Source organism: Arthrobacter sp. MSA 4-2, assembly GCF_016405885.1.
Classification (GTDB): Bacteria; Actinomycetota; Actinomycetes; order Actinomycetales; family Micrococcaceae; genus Arthrobacter_D.
On the sequence record NZ_JAEKGC010000009.1, the window covers coordinates 33,139 to 48,948 of the forward strand.

General features: G+C 68.8%; 18 protein-coding genes. 9 read left to right on the forward strand and 9 right to left on the reverse strand.

Features of this window, described 5'->3' with window-relative positions; genetic code table 11:
- Window positions 1-103 precede the first annotated feature (103 nt).
- Genes I6N91_RS11235 through I6N91_RS11245 form a run of 3 tightly spaced genes read left to right on the forward strand, consistent with a single transcriptional unit; the run spans window position 104 to window position 1,629 of the window.
- Window positions 104-547: a DUF3099 domain-containing protein gene (locus I6N91_RS11235; protein WP_198812651.1), complete on the forward strand. Its 444-nt coding sequence runs from the start codon at window positions 104-106 to the stop codon at window positions 545-547.
- Window positions 544-801, forward strand: a complete 258-nt coding sequence (locus I6N91_RS11240; RefSeq protein WP_374058946.1) for a hypothetical protein — start codon at window positions 544-546, stop codon at window positions 799-801. The genes I6N91_RS11235 and I6N91_RS11240 overlap by 4 nt, the downstream gene beginning before the upstream one ends.
- On the forward strand, window positions 802-1,629 hold the full coding sequence (locus I6N91_RS11245; RefSeq protein WP_198812652.1) for an SURF1 family protein: 828 nt from the start codon (window positions 802-804) through the stop codon (window positions 1,627-1,629). It abuts the gene before it with no gap.
- A gap of 4 nt (window positions 1,630-1,633) precedes the next feature.
- On the opposite strand, the gene I6N91_RS11250 is transcribed toward I6N91_RS11245, so the two are convergent.
- Window positions 1,634-3,232 carry an ABC-F family ATP-binding cassette domain-containing protein gene (locus I6N91_RS11250; RefSeq protein WP_198812653.1) on the reverse strand — a complete coding sequence of 533 codons (1,599 nt, stop codon included), beginning with the start codon at window positions 3,230-3,232 and terminating at the stop codon, window positions 1,634-1,636.
- A 179-nt stretch (window positions 3,233-3,411) separates the two neighbouring features.
- Here I6N91_RS11250 and I6N91_RS11255 point away from each other — a divergent pair, with 179 nt between their 5' ends.
- The 3 genes from I6N91_RS11255 to I6N91_RS11265 are packed head-to-tail and all read left to right on the forward strand — an operon-like array spanning window position 3,412 to window position 5,452.
- Window positions 3,412-4,086, forward strand: coding sequence for a biotin transporter BioY (locus I6N91_RS11255; RefSeq protein ID WP_198812654.1), 675 nt, complete (start codon window positions 3,412-3,414; stop codon window positions 4,084-4,086).
- Window positions 4,083-4,775, forward strand: a complete 693-nt coding sequence (locus I6N91_RS11260) for an energy-coupling factor ABC transporter ATP-binding protein (protein ID WP_198812655.1) — start codon at window positions 4,083-4,085, stop codon at window positions 4,773-4,775. The genes I6N91_RS11255 and I6N91_RS11260 overlap by 4 nt, the downstream gene beginning before the upstream one ends.
- Entirely contained in the window at window positions 4,772-5,452 is a 681-nt protein-coding gene (locus I6N91_RS11265) for an energy-coupling factor transporter transmembrane protein EcfT (RefSeq protein WP_198812656.1), read from the forward strand. Before I6N91_RS11260 ends, I6N91_RS11265 begins: the two co-directional genes overlap by 4 nt.
- A 190-nt stretch (window positions 5,453-5,642) precedes the next feature.
- Here the strand turns inward: I6N91_RS11265 and I6N91_RS11270 are convergent, their stop codons facing one another.
- The 6 genes from I6N91_RS11270 to I6N91_RS11295 form a co-directional block, all read right to left on the reverse strand.
- The gene (locus I6N91_RS11270; RefSeq protein WP_120168199.1) at window positions 5,643-5,972 is read right to left on the reverse strand and encodes a metal-sulfur cluster assembly factor; all 330 of its coding nucleotides are present in this window, start codon (window positions 5,970-5,972) and stop codon (window positions 5,643-5,645) included.
- Window positions 5,973-6,005: 33 nt separating this feature from the next.
- A complete protein-coding gene (gene sufC / locus I6N91_RS11275) occupies window positions 6,006-6,776 on the reverse strand; it encodes a Fe-S cluster assembly ATPase SufC (protein ID WP_198812657.1) in 771 nt (256 codons plus the stop codon).
- Between the two features lie 65 nt (window positions 6,777-6,841).
- On the reverse strand, window positions 6,842-7,207 hold the full coding sequence (locus I6N91_RS11280) for a non-heme iron oxygenase ferredoxin subunit (protein ID WP_120168203.1): 366 nt from the start codon (window positions 7,205-7,207) through the stop codon (window positions 6,842-6,844).
- A complete protein-coding gene (gene sufD, locus I6N91_RS11285; protein WP_198812797.1) occupies window positions 7,204-8,490 on the reverse strand; it encodes a Fe-S cluster assembly protein SufD in 1,287 nt (428 codons plus the stop codon). The genes I6N91_RS11280 and sufD overlap by 4 nt, the downstream gene beginning before the upstream one ends.
- Window positions 8,491-8,528: 38 nt before the next feature.
- Entirely contained in the window at window positions 8,529-10,004 is a 1,476-nt protein-coding gene (gene sufB / locus I6N91_RS11290; protein WP_120168205.1) for a Fe-S cluster assembly protein SufB, read from the reverse strand.
- Window positions 10,004-10,840, reverse strand: coding sequence for a metalloregulator ArsR/SmtB family transcription factor (locus I6N91_RS11295; protein ID WP_198812658.1), 837 nt, complete (start codon window positions 10,838-10,840; stop codon window positions 10,004-10,006). Before I6N91_RS11295 ends, sufB begins: the two co-directional genes overlap by 1 nt.
- A 215-nt stretch (window positions 10,841-11,055) precedes the next feature.
- Here I6N91_RS11295 and I6N91_RS11300 point away from each other — a divergent pair, with 215 nt between their 5' ends.
- From I6N91_RS11300 to I6N91_RS11310, 3 genes are read left to right on the forward strand one after another with little or no spacing between them, the layout of a single operon-like run.
- A complete protein-coding gene (locus tag I6N91_RS11300) occupies window positions 11,056-11,928 on the forward strand; it encodes an ABC transporter ATP-binding protein (RefSeq protein ID WP_198812799.1) in 873 nt (290 codons plus the stop codon).
- The gene (locus I6N91_RS11305; RefSeq protein ID WP_198812659.1) at window positions 11,925-12,668 is read left to right on the forward strand and encodes an ABC transporter permease; all 744 of its coding nucleotides are present in this window, start codon (window positions 11,925-11,927) and stop codon (window positions 12,666-12,668) included. The genes I6N91_RS11300 and I6N91_RS11305 overlap by 4 nt, the downstream gene beginning before the upstream one ends.
- A gap of 4 nt (window positions 12,669-12,672) precedes the next feature.
- On the forward strand, window positions 12,673-13,647 hold the full coding sequence (locus I6N91_RS11310) for a heme A synthase (RefSeq protein WP_198812660.1): 975 nt from the start codon (window positions 12,673-12,675) through the stop codon (window positions 13,645-13,647).
- On the opposite strand, the gene I6N91_RS11315 is transcribed toward I6N91_RS11310, so the two are convergent.
- Together I6N91_RS11315 and I6N91_RS11320 are read right to left on the reverse strand one after the other, a co-directional pair.
- Window positions 13,628-14,539, reverse strand: coding sequence for a dihydrodipicolinate synthase family protein (locus tag I6N91_RS11315; protein WP_198812661.1), 912 nt, complete (start codon window positions 14,537-14,539; stop codon window positions 13,628-13,630). The two genes, I6N91_RS11310 and I6N91_RS11315, sit on opposite strands and share 20 nt — an antisense overlap.
- Before the next feature lie 31 nt (window positions 14,540-14,570).
- Complete coding sequence (locus tag I6N91_RS11320; protein ID WP_198812662.1) at window positions 14,571-15,512, reverse strand: heme o synthase; 942 nt, start codon at window positions 15,510-15,512, stop codon at window positions 14,571-14,573.
- Window positions 15,513-15,810 lie beyond the last annotated feature (298 nt).

The window sequence follows — 15,810 nt, forward strand, 5'->3', positions numbered from 1 at the left end:
AACGAACTCATGTCAAAGTGTCCCGTCGATCCTAGCCGCGAGGCAGCCAACTTTAACAACGGGCAGTGGGATGAGATAATGGACGAAGCCCCTTGGGAGTGAAATGAGCAAGCAGACAAGGCACAGCAGGCACGAAACCGACGTTCACAGCATTTCCGACGCCCGGGAGTCCCACACCGACGAAATGCGCTCGCGCATGATCAAGTACTCGATCTCAATGGGCATTCGGATGGTCTGCCTCATCCTCGTCTTCTTCGTCGAAGGGTGGATGGTGTGGGTTGTGATCGCGGGGGCGGTGCTCCTGCCCTACTTCGCCGTCATCATCGCCAATGGGGGCAGCGACACCAGCGACATCCGCCATACCGACGCCCTGCTCGACCGCGCACCGGTGCGCGAGATTGAAGCCTCCACCGCCACGGTCGAGACGGAGGACTCCGGTCCGGACGTCCTGGCCGGAGAGATCATCGAGGATGAGCGCTTGGCACCGACCGATGACCTGAATGAAAACGACGATCCGCTGCGCGGAAGGACGGACACCGCCGCGTGAGCACACCCGGTTTCAACATCTTCGACTCCCTCTCGGGTGCCCCTCAGCAGGCGGCCGAATCGACGGTCTGCTCCCGGAAGGGCTGCCGCGAGGCGGCCGAATGGCAGCTGCTGTGGAACAACCCCCGCATTCACACCCCCGAGCGCCGTAAGGCGTGGGCCGCCTGCTCCGCCCATGTCGACTGGCTCCAGGACTACCTCCAGGTCCGCGAACTCTGGAAAGAGACAGTATCGCTGGCCGGCGGTGCGTCCTAGGTGTACCGGTTCCTGATCTCCCGCCGCTGGCTCGCCTGGTTCGCGCTGGTGACGGCGCTGGCAGCGGCCTGCGCCGCACTGGGCATGTGGCAGCTGGAGCGGCGCAACGCCGTGGTGTCCGACATCGGACGCATCGAGGCGAACTACGAGCAGTCCGCCGTGCCCTGCGAAGAAGGCAACACCGATTTCGCCACCTACGATCCCCTGCGGGAATGGACTCCGGTGAAGCTCACCGGGGAATACGACACCGCTGCGCAGGTCGTGGTGCGCAACCGCCCGATGAACGGCCAGCCCGGCTATGAGGTGCTCACTCCCCTGCGCCTGGCCGACGGCACAGCGGTCATCATCGACCGGGGCTGGCTGCCGATCGGCAACGACCGGGCCGGGCGGCCGGATTCGATACCGGCGCCGCCGGAGGGAACCGTCACGGTCACGGCGCGCATCAAGCCCGGCGAGCCGGCACTGAACCGGGGCGCCCCCAAGGGCCAGGTCGCCTCGATCGACCTCAAGGGGTACGCCGCGAAGCTCGGCTACCCGGTGCAGACCGGCGCGTACGGGCTGATGGCCGCCGAAGATCCCGCGCCGGCCGCCGCGCCCGCGCAGTTCCCCAAACCGTCCCTGAACGAGGGACCGCACCTTTCCTACTCCCTGCAGTGGTTCGCGTTCGGCGTGCTGCTCTTCGTCGGGCTCGGCTATGCCGCCCGGCAGCAGGCACGCCTTGACCGCGAGGAGGCGGGGGGCCGGCCGGAGGCCGCTCGACGTCCCGGGCGGCGCCCCACGGCCGAGGAAGCCGAGGACGCGCTCCTCGACGCCCAGGGCTACCGCTGAGCCGCTAGGCCAGCGTCACGAGGTCGAGGTAGTCCTCGTTCCAGAGGTCCTCGACGCCGTCCGGCAACAGCACGACCCGCTCGGGCTTGAGTGCCTCGACGGCACCCTCATCGTGGCTGACCATGACGACGGCGCCGGTGTAGTTGGCCAGCGCCCCGAGGATCTCGGCCCGGCTGGCGGGGTCGAGGTTGTTGGTCGGTTCGTCGAGCAGCAGGACGTTCGCCGAGGAGGCCACTATGGTCGCCAGCGCCAGGCGCGTCTTCTCACCGCCGGAGAGCACCCCAGCGGGCTTTTCGACGTCATCGCCCGAGAACAGGAACGATCCCAGGATGCCGCGCACCTCGGCGTCCTTCATATCCGGTGCCGCGCTCTTCATGTTCTCGAGGACCGTCCGCTCGGTGTCGAGCGTCTCGTGTTCCTGGGCGTAGTAGCCGACCTTGAGACCGTGGCCCGGGATTACCCGACCCGTGTCGGGGGTGTCGACTCCGGCGAGCATGCGCAGCAGGGTCGTCTTCCCTGCACCGTTGAGCCCGAGGATGACCACCTTAGAGCCGCGGTCGATCGCCAGATCGACGTCGGTGAAGATTTCGAGCGACCCGAAGGACTTGCTGAGGCCCTCGGCGGTCATCGGAGTCTTGCCAGACGGCGACGGGTCCGGGAACCGCAGCGCCGCGACGCGGTCGCTGGCTCGGACGGCATCGAGGCCGCCCAGGAGTCGTTCGGCGCGCTTTGCCATGTTCTGGGCCGCAACGGCCTTCGTGGCCTTGGCGCGCATCTTATTGGCCTGGTCCATGAGGACCTGGGCCTTCTTCTCGGCGTTGGCGCGCTCGCGCTTGCGGGCACGCTCGTCGGTCTCACGCTGCTGCTGGTACCGCTTCCAGCCCATGTTGTAGATGTCGATGGTGGCCCGGTTCGCGTCGAGGTGGAACACCTTGTTGACCGTGGCCTCGAGCAGGTCGACGTCGTGGCTGATCACGATCAGCCCGCCCTGGTGGGTGCGCAGGAACTCGCGCAGCCAGGTGATGGAGTCGGCGTCGAGGTGGTTCGTCGGTTCGTCAAGGAGCATCGTCTCGGCGCCCGAGTACAGGATGCGGGCGAGTTCCACACGGCGGCGCTGGCCGCCGGAGAGCGTGCGCAGCGGCTGGTTCAGGATGCGCTCGGGCAGGGCGAGGTTGGAGGAGATCGCCGCGGCCTCGGCCTCGGCTGCGTAGCCGCCGCCGGCGAGGAACGCCGCTTCGATCCGGTCGTAGCGGTTCATCGCCTTGGACCGGACCGAGGTGTTCTCGCTGGCCATGTCCTCCTGGGCCTGCCGGAGGTCGCGGACCACGGTGTCGAGTTTGCGCGCGGAGAGGATCCGGTCACGGGCGAGCTGGTCCATGTCAGGAGTGCGGGGGTCCTGCGGCAGGTAGCCGATTTCCCCGCTGCGTGAGACCGAGCCGCCCGCCGGCAGGGATTCGCCGGCGAGGACCTTGGTCATGGTGGTCTTGCCGGCGCCGTTCCGGCCGACGAGGCCGATCTTGTCGCCGCGGTCCACGCGGAAGGACACCGACTCCATCAGCAGCCGGGCTCCTGCTCGCAGCTCCAGGTTCGATACGGTAATCAATTCCGTGGCCTTTCGGTGCCCCTGTGCGCTGCACAGGGACATTTTTGTCGATAATCTACAAAGGAATGTTGCGGGTCTGGCGCTATTGTCGGGATGAGACGCGATGCAGTTGTCGCATCGCCACAAGGCCACATCCACTCCGGATGCTGCCCAGGTCCGATACCGCGAGGAAGAAACCCATGAGCCAGGCCCACCCGAGTTCCTCCGGGGCAGCTGTCGCATCCCGTCGGCGCGCCCGGAAACGGTGGAATTCCACCGATCTGTCGTTGATCGCAGTCTTCGCCGCGCTCATTGCCGCCCTCGCAATCGTACCCGGTATCCCGGTCGGCGCGCTCGGGGTGCCGATCACACTGCAGACGCTCGGGGTGATGCTCGCCGGGGTGGTCCTCGGTCCCGGCCGGGGTGGGGCCGCCGTCGGGCTGTATGTCCTGGCGGGACTGGCCGGCCTTCCAATCTTCAGCGGCTTCCGCGGCGGCCTTGCCGTCCTCGCGGGACCGTCCGCCGGCTACCTGATCGCCTTCCCGCTGGCCGCTATGCTCGCCGGCTTCCTCGCCGCCGCGCTTCTCCGCCGGACCCGCAGGTTCCGTGTGGGCGTGCTGTTTATTGCCTGCTTCACGGCGAGCCTCCTGCTCATCCACCCGCTCGGAATCACCGGCCTGGTGGTCAACGGCGGGTTGAGCGTAGGAGATGCGATCGCCGCCGACGCCGTCTTCCTGCCCGGAGACGTTCTGAAGAACCTGCTCGCGGCCGGCATCGCGGCTGCGGTGCACCGGGCGTTCCCCCGGCTGCTGCCGCACACAGGCGCCGGTGCGCCCGGGCACGTTGGCGCTGAGGGGGCCGCGCGCACGGCATGATCCGTTTCTCCGACGCGTCGGTCACGGCCCCCGGGGAGGACGGCGGCAGCCGTACCATCCTCCACCCGGTCACCCTCGAGCTGGGCGAGCACCGCATCTCGGTGATCGGCGCCAACGGCTCGGGGAAATCGACGCTGCTCAAACTGATCAACGGTCTGACGCTGCCCACCTCGGGCAGCGTCAGCGTTGACGGCCTCGACACCGCCCGGCGCGGCAGGGAGGTCCGCCGCAGAGTCGGCTTCGTGTTCACCGATCCCCTGTCCCAGCTGGTCATGCCCACGGGCCGCGAGGACGTGGAGCTGTCCCTGCGCGGCCGGATCCGGCGCGCGGATGAGCGCAGGGCCGCCGGTATGCGGGTGCTTGAGTCCTACGGCATCGGACACCTTGCGGACCGCTCCATCTACGACCTTTCCGGTGGTGAGCGCCAGCTCCTGGCGATCGCGGTGGTGGCGGCCGTGGAGCCCGCGGTGCTCGTCGCCGACGAGCCCACCACCCTGCTGGACCTCCGCAACGAGCAGACCATCCGCGCCGTCCTCCGCGGACTCCCCCAGCAGGTTCTCTTCACCACCCACAACCTGTCCTTCGCCCAGGAGAGCGACCGCACGCTCGTGCTCGACGGCGGCCGCGTGGTGTTCAACGGCGAACCGGCCGAGGCCGTCGCCTTCTATCAGGAGCTGTGCCTCCGGTGAGGGGTCACGGCCAGCTCCTCGGACTCTATGTTCCCGGGCAGTCGCTGCTCCACCGGACTCCCCTGGCGCTCAAGGCACTTCTCTGCGTGGGGGCCAGCACCCCGGTGGTGCTGATCCGCCAGCCGCTTACCACGGCCGCCGGGCTCGTTCTCTTCCTGCTCCTGATGACCGTTGGCGCCCGACTGCCGCCGCGGAAAGTGCTCGGCGCCCTCGTGCCTGCGCTGCCTGTGCTGGCCCTGCTCGCGCTCTATTCCTGGTTCACCCGCGGCCCGGAATCGGCATTCGTGGTACCCGGCGGAATCGCCGTGTGCATCCTCGCGGCGCGGCTGCTGACCGTCACCACGCCCGGACAGGAACTGCTCGACGGGCTGGTGCGCCTCGTGCGCCCGCTGCGGCGGCTCGGGGCCGACCCCGAACGCTTCGCCCTCGCCCTGTCCATCATGGTGCGCAGCATCCCGTATCTGGTGGGTTCGCTGTCGGACCTGCGGGACGCGGCGAAGGCCCGTGGCCTGCAGCGCAGCCCGCGGGCTGTGGTGGTCCCGGTGGTGGTCAATGCCGTCGCCTATGCCCAGGCCACCGGGCAGGCCCTGGCCGCACGGGGCCTCGGCGAGCACGCCGAGGCGGATGACGTGGATGGGGCGGACGGGTCCGACGCCGACGGACGGGACGGCGCCTGACCCGGTCCGGACGGCCGCCGCGGCACGACCGCGGCACCTCCAATGGCCGGAACCAGGGCTGGAACGCAGCAGAGTTGAAACCCAGCACGACCGGAACGCAGCAGGGCCGGAACGCACAGAAGGGGCGGATCCAGAGGAGCCGCCCCTCTTCTCTGCTTACATGCGCTCCGGGCGCGGACCTGCGGTCGTCCTAGATGTTGAACCCGAGGGCGCGCATCTGGTCGCGGCCGTCCTCGGTGATTTTCTCAGGGCCCCACGGCGGCATCCACACCCAGTTCAGCCGCCAGTCATCGACGACGCCATCGAGGGCCTGGCCGACCTGCTCCTCGAGCACGTCGGTCAGCGGGCACGCGGCCGTGGTGAGCGTCAGGTCGATCAGAAGGGCGCCGTCCTCGGCGTACTTCAGCCCATACAGCAGGCCCAGATCAACGACGTTCACCCCGAGCTCGGGGTCGATGACATCCTTCAACGCCTCTTCGACGTCTTCGAGCGCTGTCTGCGCTGCTTCTACTTCACTCATCGTGTTTCCTTTCCCGGGCGTGGAGTTCGAGTCCTACGCTTCGACTGCTGGGGTGGCCGCAGCGAAGCGGTCGTAGCCCTCTTCCTCGAGCCGGTCAGCCAGCTCGGGGCCGCCCTCCTCGGCGATGCGCCCGTCGACGAACACATGCACGAAGTCGGGCTTGATGTAGCGGAGGATGCGCGTGTAGTGGGTGATCAGGAGCGTGCCCATCTCTCCCTTGGCGTGCTCGCGGTTCACGCCCTCGGAGACGACCTTGAGTGCGTCGACGTCGAGGCCGGAGTCGGTCTCGTCGAGGATGGCGAAGCGGGGGCGGAACAGTTCGAGCTGGAGGATCTCCACGCGCTTCTTCTCGCCGCCGGAGAAGCCCTCGTTGACGTTGCGCTGGGCGAAGTCGGCGTCGATGCGCAACTGGGACATCGCCTGCTTGACGTCCTTGGTCCAGTGGCGCAGGCTCGGGGCCTTTCCATCGAGGGCCGTCTTGGCGGTGCGCAGGAAGTTGGTCATGGTCACTCCGGGCACCTCGACCGGGTACTGCATGGCCAGGAAGAGCCCGGCACGGGCGCGCTGGTCGACGCTCATGGCCAGGACGTCTTCGCCGTCGAGGGTGATCGAGCCGCTGTCGACGGTGTACCGGGGGTGGCCGGCGATGGTCGAGGCCAGGGTGGACTTGCCCGAGCCGTTGGGGCCCATGATCGCGTGGATCTCACCCGTGTTGATGGTGAGGCTGACGCCTTTGAGGATCTGCTTGGAGCCCTGCTCCGTCACGATGCTGACGTAGAGGTCCTTGATTTCAAGGGTGGACATCTGTTTTCCGTTCTCCTTTGCCCTGGCGGCCAGGGCGTCGTCTAAGTGTGCTGGTGCCGGGCCGGTCAGCCGAGCTGGGGGGTGGGTGCTCCATTGGTGACCGTGGTGATGTCCACGTACACATTGTTGTCCCGGATCTCCAGGGCGAACACCGGAACCGGCTCGTAGGCCGGCAGCTGGAGGGGCGCGCCGCTGCGCAGGTCGAACTGGGAGCCGTGGCCCCAGCATTCGATGGCGCAGCCCTCGACGTCGCCCTCGGCAAGGGAGATGTCGGCGTGGGAGCAGGTGTCCCCCAGGGCGTGGATGTCGCCCATGGAGTCCCGCACGATCGCGACGGGGTAGTCATCGATGAGCACGCGCAGGGCCTGCTTGATCTCGATGTCGTCGACGCTGCAGATCAGTTCACCCCGCGGGGTGGCCTCCGCGCTCACAGGTTGCCTGCCGCGAGCTCGTTCTCGAGGGCCAGCGCGAGGCGCTCCTCGAGGGCGGGAACCTTGATCTGCTGGATGACCTCGGTGAGGAAGCCGCGCACCACGAGGCGGCGGGCGTCCCGCTCGGGAATGCCGCGGGCCATCAGGTAGAACAGGTGCTCGTCATCGAAGCGGCCGGTGGCGCTGGCGTGGCCGGCACCTTCAATCAGGCCGGTCTCGATTTCGAGGTTGGGCACCGAGTCCGAGCGCGTCCCGTCGGTCAGCAGCAGGTTCCGGTTCACCTCGTAGGTGTCGGTCCCCTCGGCTTCCTTGCGGATCAGCACGTCGCCGACCCAGACGGTGTGGGCGCCCTGTCCCTGGAGCGCGCCCTTGTAGGTCACGCGGGACTTGCAGTTGGGCACCGCGTGGTCCACCAGGAGGCGCTGCTCCAGGTGCTGGCCGGCGTCGGCGAAGTACAGCCCGTACATCTCGACCTCGGCGCCCGGCGCGGTGAACACCGAGGACGGGGTGAGGCGGACCAGGTCGCCGCCGAGGCTGACGACGACGTGCTTGAAGCGGGCGTCGCGTCCGATCTTCGCCTGCTGCGAGGAGACGTGGACGGCGTCGTCATCCCACTCCTGCACGCTGACGACGGTGAGCCGGGCGCCGTCGCCGACGACGATCTCGACGTTCTGCGCGAGCGTCGCCGAGCCGGAGTGGTCAAGGACCACCACGGCGGTGGAGAACGCCCCGGCCTCGATGATCAGGTGCTGGGCCGCCGGTGCCTTGTCGGCGCCCAGGACCGTGACGGTCACCTCGGCGTCGGCCACGGTGTTGGCGGGGATGGTGACGACGGTGGCGCCGTCGGCCGCGGCCCAGGCCGCCGCCGAGATGCGGTCCTCGGGTGTGGCGGCGGAGCCGATCCGGGCGTCGGACCTCCCGACGGTCTCCACCTGGATGTTGGAGGCGCCGGAGACCCGCACGGAGGGGCCGGTCCCGGTGAGGGGTTCGGTATGGAGCCCGCGCAGGCGGTTCAGCGGGGTGAACCGCCAGTCCTCCTCGCGGCCGGTGAGCGGGGCGAAGTCTTCAAGGCGATAGGACTTCAGCCGCTCCCCGCGGGAGGCCTCAGGCACCACCGGGGCGTTGCCGTGGCTGTGCTTCTTCAGGCCGTGCTGGGCGGTGCCGGTGTTCAGCTCGGAGAGGCTCTCGCCCTCTTCGCTGAACCCTGCGATCGCTGCGGGCGCCGAAGACGGGGCGCCGATCCGGGCCTTTTCGTCGGCTGCGGCACCGGCCGGTCCGGCCATTGACGCTTCGTTGTTCATCTTGGTCGCTTCAGCCATTGCTAGCCTACGGCCCCTTCCATCTGGAGTTCGATCAGGCGGTTCAGTTCGAGCGCGTACTCCATGGGAAGCTCGCGGGCGATCGGCTCGATGAATCCGCGCACGATCATGGCCATGGCCTCGTCCTCGGGCATGCCGCGGGACATCAGGTAGAACAGCTGCTCTTCGCTGACCTTGGACACCGTGGCCTCGTGGCCCATCGTGACGTCGTCCTCGCGGATATCGACGTAAGGGTAGGTGTCGGAGCGGGAGATGGTGTCCACCAGCAGCGCGTCGCAGCGGACCGTGTTGGCCGAGTTTTTCGCACCCTCACGCACCTGCACCAGGCCGCGGTAGGCGGCACGGCCGCCGCCGCGGGCCACCGACTTCGAGATGATCGAGGACTTGGTGTTGGGGGCGATGTGGACCATCTTCGACCCGGTGTCCTGGTGCTGACCCTCACCGGCGAACGCGATGGACAGGGTCTCGCCCTTGGCGTGCTCGCCGACGAGGTAGACGGCCGGGTACTTCATGGTGACCTTGGAGCCGATGTTGCCGTCGATCCACTCCATGGTGGCGCCCTCGTGGGCCACGGCGCGCTTGGTGACGAGGTTGTACACGTTGTTCGACCAGTTCTGGATGGTCGTGTACCGGACGCGGGCGTTCTTCTTCACGACGATCTCGACGACGGCCGAGTGAAGCGAGTCGGAGGTGTAGATCGGGGCGGTGCAGCCCTCGATGTAGTGAACGTAGGAGCCCTCGTCGGCGATGATCAGGGTCCGCTCGAACTGGCCCATGTTCTCTGTATTGATCCGGAAGTAGGCCTGCAGCGGGATCTCGACGTGGACGCCCTTCGGCACGTACACGAAGGAACCGCCCGACCAGACGGCCGTGTTCAGCGAGGCGAACTTATTGTCGCCCACCGGGATGATCGAGCCAAAGTACTCCTTGAAGATCTCCGGGTGTTCGCGCAGCGCGGTGTCGGTGTCGAGGAAGATGACGCCCTGGCGCTCGAGGTCCTCGCGGAGCTGGTGGTACACCACCTCGGACTCGTACTGGGCCGCGACGCCGGAGACCAGGCGGGCACGCTCGGCCTCGGGGATGCCGAGCTTCTCGTACGTGTTGCGGATGTCCTCGGGGAGGTCCTCCCACGTGTTCGCCTGCTTCTCGGTGGACCGCACGAAGTACTTGATGTTGTCGAAGTCGATGCCGGACAGATCCGCGCCCCAGGAGGGCATGGGCTTCCGGTCGAAGTACTTCAGGCCCTTCAGGCGCAGGTCGAGCATCCACTCGGGCTCGTTCTTCTTCGCCGAGATGTCGCGGACGACCTCTTCGCTCAGGCCGCGGCGGGCGTTGGCGCTCGCCTCGTTCTTATCGGCCCAGCCGTACTGGTAGGTGCCGATGCCTTCGAGTTCGGGGTTCTTTTCCAGGATGTCGCTGATGACCGACTCCGGGACGGGGGTCGGGGTCAGTGGCTTCTGGTCTACTTGATCCGTCATCACGGCCTTCCTTGCTGATGGTTTGGCAAATTCGAGGAGCGGGGTGCGGCGCCGGGTTCGGCGCGGGAGGCACCCGCCGGGGGCGCGGCTGCTGTGCGCCCGAGGGGAATGTGGGTGGTGCAGACATGGCCGCCGCTGGCCAGGGTGGAGAGCCTGCGCACGTCGACGCCGAGCAGCCGGGAGAACGCCGCCGTCTCCTGGTCGCAGAACGCGGGAAAGTCAGCGGCGAGCTGCTGCACCGGGCAGTGGCCCTGGCAGAGCTGGACACTGAGCAGGGTGCCGCGCGGGGCGGCTCCCCCGGCGGCCGGCCGCGCGGCGCCGGCCGGGCCGACAACCCGGGCCGAGCCGACGAATCCATCGGTGCTCAGTGCCTCGGCCAGCGCGCGTGCGCGGGCCTCGAGGTCGGGCCCGGCGGCCTCGATCAGCGGGCGGTAGCGCTCCTCCATGCCGGCGAAGCGGGAGCGGGCGAACTCCGCCACCGCGTCGGGGCCGGCAGCCGCGCCCAGCTGCTGAAGGGCGGCACGGGCGATGTCGAGGTAGTCGTTGCCGAGCCGGCTCTGCCCGCGCTGGCTGAGCACGTAGCGTCGAGCGGGCCGTCCGGCGCCCGTCGCGGTGCTTCCGCCGCGCTTGACTTCAATGAGCCCGTCACGGGACAGGGCGTCGAGGTGGCGCCGGACGGCGGCCGGCGTGAAGCCGAGCCCGCTGCCCAGTTCGGCGGCGCTGACCGGTCCGCGCTCAAGCACGGCCGACAGGACCCGGTCGCGGGTGCGCTCGTCGGTGTCGCCCCCCGCAGGGGAAAGCCCCGCCCGCCCGGCGGTATGGTCAACCACACTCATGGCGTCATCCCTCCCGCCCGCGTCAAAAAATACACAACACAATCATGACGTAATGTGCACTTCGGTGCCAGTAAGGGGAGGCTTCCCCCGCCGTCGACCCCTACAAGGGCGGTTACTACGTACCGTAGAATAGCCGGGTGCACCATACAGCCGCCGCCCTGGTGATCGAGGGCCTCACCAAGGATTTCGGGCCGGTCCCCTCGCTCGACGGCCGGATGGTCCGGGTGCTCGACGGGGTCCACCTCGAGGCGGCGATGGGCAGCGTCACCGCGATCCTTGGTGCCAACGGGGCCGGCAAGACCACGACGCTCGAATGCGCGCAGGGCCTCCAGCGCCCCACCGCCGGCACGGTCCGGCTCCTCGGCGAGAACCCGTACCGCGCGAGTCCCCAACTGCGCGCCCGGGTCGGCGTCATGCTGCAGGACGGCGGACTGCCTCCTTCGGTGAAGCCGATGGCCCTGCTGCGCCACGTCGCCTCCATGTACACGGATCCGCGCCCGGTCGATGAACTCGCCGAACGGCTGGGGATCGACGACTTCGGCGGTACGGCCATCCGCCGCCTCTCCGGCGGCCAGAAGCAGCGGCTCGCCCTCGCCTGCGCCCTGATCGGGCGGCCCGAGGTCCTCTTCCTTGATGAGCCCAGCGCCGGGCTCGACCCCCAGTCACGCACGATCGTGTTCGAACTGATTCAGGAACTGCGCGCCGCGGGACTCGCGATCATCCTCACCACCCACCTGCTCGACGACGCCCAGAAGCTTGCGGACTACGTCTACATCATGGAGGGCGGGCGCACCGTGGCCCAGGGCACCGTGGCCGACCTGACGGCCGGGGCCGCTCCGGAGAACTTCCGGGAACTGCGCTTCCAGAGCGTGCCGGGCCTTGAAATTCCCCCCGGACTCCTGCCGCACCTTCACCGCGCGGAACCGGAGCCGGGCCACTACCTGGTCAGCGGCGCCCTCACGGCGGCCGACTTCGCGGCCCTGGCCCAGTGGTGGGACTCCGAGGGAATCCTGCCCGTATCCGTCTCCATGGCCCCTCGGTCCCTCGAAGACGTTTTCCTCGACATCGCCGGACGGAGCATCCGATGACCCATGCCGCCCCCCTCGCCCGGAGGGTGCTGCGCCACGGCGGCTACGAGGCCGCCGCGATGCTCCGCAACGGCGAACAGCTCGTGCTCGCCGTCGCCCTGCCCCTGCTGGCCCTCGCCGGCCTCGTGGCCACGCCCCTCCTCGACGGCTTCGGTCCCAGCAGGATCGACACCGCGGCCCCGGGGGTGCTCGCGCTGTGCGTCATGTCGACGGCGTTCACCGGCCAGGGGATCGCGACAGGCTTCGACCGCAGGTACGGTGTGCTCCGGTTCCTCTCAACCACCCCGTTGGGCCGCTCCGGCCTGGTCTTCGGCAAGGCCGCGGCCGTGGCCGTGGTGCTCGCCCTGCAGGTGGTGCTGATCGGCGGCGCCGCGGTGCTGATGGGCTGGCGCCCGGAACTGTCGGGGCTGCCCTGGGCGGTTCTGACCTTCGCCCTCGGCGCGGCGGCCTTCACCGCACTCGGCCTCCTCGTGGCCGGGACGCTGCGGCCGGAGGCGACGCTCGCGGTGACGAACCTGCTGTGGATCGTGCTGGCCGCCGCCGGAGGGATCATCCTTCCCGCCGCCGGACTTCCCGCCGCCGTCGAGCCGTTCGTGCGGATCCTGCCGTCGTCCGCGCTGGGCGACGGGCTGCGCACCGCCTTCCTTGAGGGATCCTTTCATCCCCTGTCCTGCCTGATCCTGCTGGGCTGGGCCGCGGTGGCCAGTGCCGCCGCCGTCCGCTGGTTCCGATGGAGTTGAGAACATGCCGTCTTCTGCCCTGACCCGCCTGCGCTCCCGGCTACCGGCCACCGAGACCCCCCTCATCCGCCGGCTGGCGATCGCGTCCCTGGTGTCCCAGATCGTCATCGTCGTCACCGGCGGAGCGGTACGGCTCACCGCCTCGGGCCTTGGCTGCCCCGAGTGGCCGCGGTGCACCGCCGACTCGATCGTGAGCACCCCGGAGCTCGGTCTGCACGGGATCATCGAGTTCGGCAACCGCCTGCTCACCTTTGTGCTGGTGGTGATCGCGGTCGCCATGCTGGTGTCCGTGCTCAACCTGCGCCGCCAGCGCCGGGATCTCTTCCGCCTCTCGGTGGCGCTCCTGGCGGGCATCCCCGCGCAGGCCGTGATCGGCGGCATCACCGTGTGGACCGACCTGAACCCGTGGGTGGTCGGCTGGCACTTCCTGGTCTCCATGGCCCTCGTGAGCGTCGCCACGGTGCTCGTGAACCGGACCCGGCTGACCACCGCCCAGAGCCGGGAGCGCCTGCCGCAGGCGGCCCCGCGGATCCTGCGCCAGCTCCTGGCGGTGATTGCCGTACTCACCGGGCTCGTCGTCGTCCTCGGGGTGATCGTGACCGGATCAGGCCCCCACGCCGGAGACCACGGAGCCGCCCGGAACAACCTCGACCCTGAGCTGATGACCCGCATTCACGCCGCACCGGTCTACCTTCTGGTGATGACCGTGGCGCTGGCCGTAGCGCTGGCCTACCGGCACCGGGTGGCGCCGGCCCTGCGCCGGTCGCTGGTGCTCCTTGCCGTCGTGGTCCTGGCCCAGGGCGCCGTGGGATACGCCCAGCATTTCCTTCACCTGCCGATCGGGCTGGTGGCCCTGCACCTGCTCGGCGCCTCCCTGCTGACCGCAGCGGCGGTCCACGCCGTCTACACGGGGTACACCCGTCAGCCGACCGGCGCCGCCGCCGGGGCTCTCGGGCAGGTCAGGACACCGGTCCGCTGAGGGCCAGCGCCTCCTCAACCACGTCGACGAGCCGCGCCAGTTCGCGCTGTTCGCTGCCCGGGACCGGGAGCAGCGGCAGGCGGGGATCCCCCGCGTCGATGCCGCAGACGCGCGCGAGCAGGTGCAGCCCGCTGATCTTGCGCAGGTTCACCACATGCTGCACCACGGGCAGCAGCACCCTGCGGCACTCCGCAACCCCGGCAGCGTCCCCCGCTGTGACCGCCGCGCGGAACCGGGCGTAATAGGCCGGAAGCAGCGCGGCCGGGCCGGTGTGCCAGGCGTCCGCCGCAAGTTCCCCCGAGGCGATCAGCAGGTCGCCGCTCAGGCCGTGGCTGAAGGTGGCGTCCGTCAGGGAGCGGAGGCGGTCATACCGCTGCCGGAAGGAGGCCACGTCCGCGGCGGTGTCCTTGAACGCCACCACCGAGGGAAGCGCGAGGCGTTCCGCCACCAGCTCAAGCCCGTAGCTGAACTGGGTGGTGCGGGGGTTGTTGTAGAGGCAGATCGGCAGGTCGGTCGACTCCGCGATGGAGCGCACCTGGAAGGACACCTCCTCCTCGGTGAGCGGCACGTAGGAGACCGGCGACAGGACCAGGCCCGACGCTCCGGCGCGTTCGGCGGACCGGGCGGCCGCCAGCACCTCGCGGGTTCCCACTGAGCTGATGCCGACCACCACCGGCACAGCGCCCGCGGCCGCCTCGACGGCGGTGCGGGCCACCGCATCGCGTTCGGTCGAGCTGAGGAAGGCGAAGCTCCCGGAGGAACCCAGGACGGCGATGGTGTCGACCCCGGAGACCGCCAGGGAAGAGATCAGGGCGGCAAGTTCGGGGGTGTTCACCCCGCCGTCGGCCGTGAAGGGCGTTATGGGGTAGGCGACGAGCCCGGTGAAGGTCATTCCCCCATGCTAGCGGCGCCGTCCGCTCCCGCTAGAAGACGGGGCCGCCGACGAACGGGTCGATCGCCAGCGCGAGGAAGAGCACCGTGAGGTAGCTGATCGAGCCGTGGAAGACCTTCATGGCCGCCCGGTTCTCGAGGGTTCCTTGGCGGGCCTTGGCGTGAAGGCGGTGGGTCTCCCGGATGAACCAGGCGCCGGCAGCCGCGGCGGCCACCGTGTAGACCCAGCCGGCTCCGGCCGGCACCAGCAGCAGCGAGCACGCGACAGTCGCCCACGCATACAGGACGACCTGGACGGAGACGACGCGCGCCCCGGCAATGGCGCCGAGCATCGGGACGTTCGCCGCGTTGTAGTCGTCGCTGTACTTCATCGAAAGCGGCCAGTAGTGCGGGGGTGTCCAAAGGAAGATGATGAGGAAGAGCACGATGGCGGGCCACTCGACCGAGTTCGTCACCGCAGCCCATGCGATCAGCACCGGCATGCAGCCGGCGGCGCCGCCCCATATGATGTTCTGCGCGGTCCGGCGCTTGAGGATGAGCGTGTAGACAACGACATAGAGGAAGATTGCGGCGACGCCCAACCAGGCCGCCAGCGGGTTCGCGCCCCACCACAGGATGCCGATGGCCGCGGCGCCGAGCGCCCAGGCGAAGATCAGCGCCTCCCGGGGGGTGACCTCCCCGGTCACCAGCGGGCGGTTAGCCGTCCGGTGCATCACCTTGTCCATATCGCGGTCGATATAGCAGTTGAAGGCGCCGGCGCTGCCGGCGGCGAACGCCCCACCCACCATGGTGGCGAGGATCAGCCCGGGGTGCGGGAACCCGCCGTGGGCGAAGATCATCGTGGGAAGGGTCGTCACCAGCAGGAGCTCGATCACCCGCGGCTTGGTCAGGGCGAGATACGCCCTGGCTTTGCGCCCGACGCCCCCTCGGGCCCGGGGCGGCCGTGCCGGCGCAGAAACCTGCTGGGTCTTCACAAGGCAACACTTTCATTTCTTTTGGGGCAAAAGACAGAATCATCATACCCTTTTACGCCGCGTAGAAATCGGGCCCCGCCTACCCTGCCGCGCAGGCCGGGGCCGGGAGTGACCACCCGTGACATTGCTCACCAACGATAAGGGAACTTTTGGGGAATGGACGGCAACATCTCTGACTTGTTACCCAGTGAACTTCCTTTGATGCGAGGAAGGGATATGGTTGGTTTTGAAGCCCAAGTGGCCCTCCTGCGGGGGTGCCTGCATCACTGGGAATACACGGATAAATGCAGGATTCAAC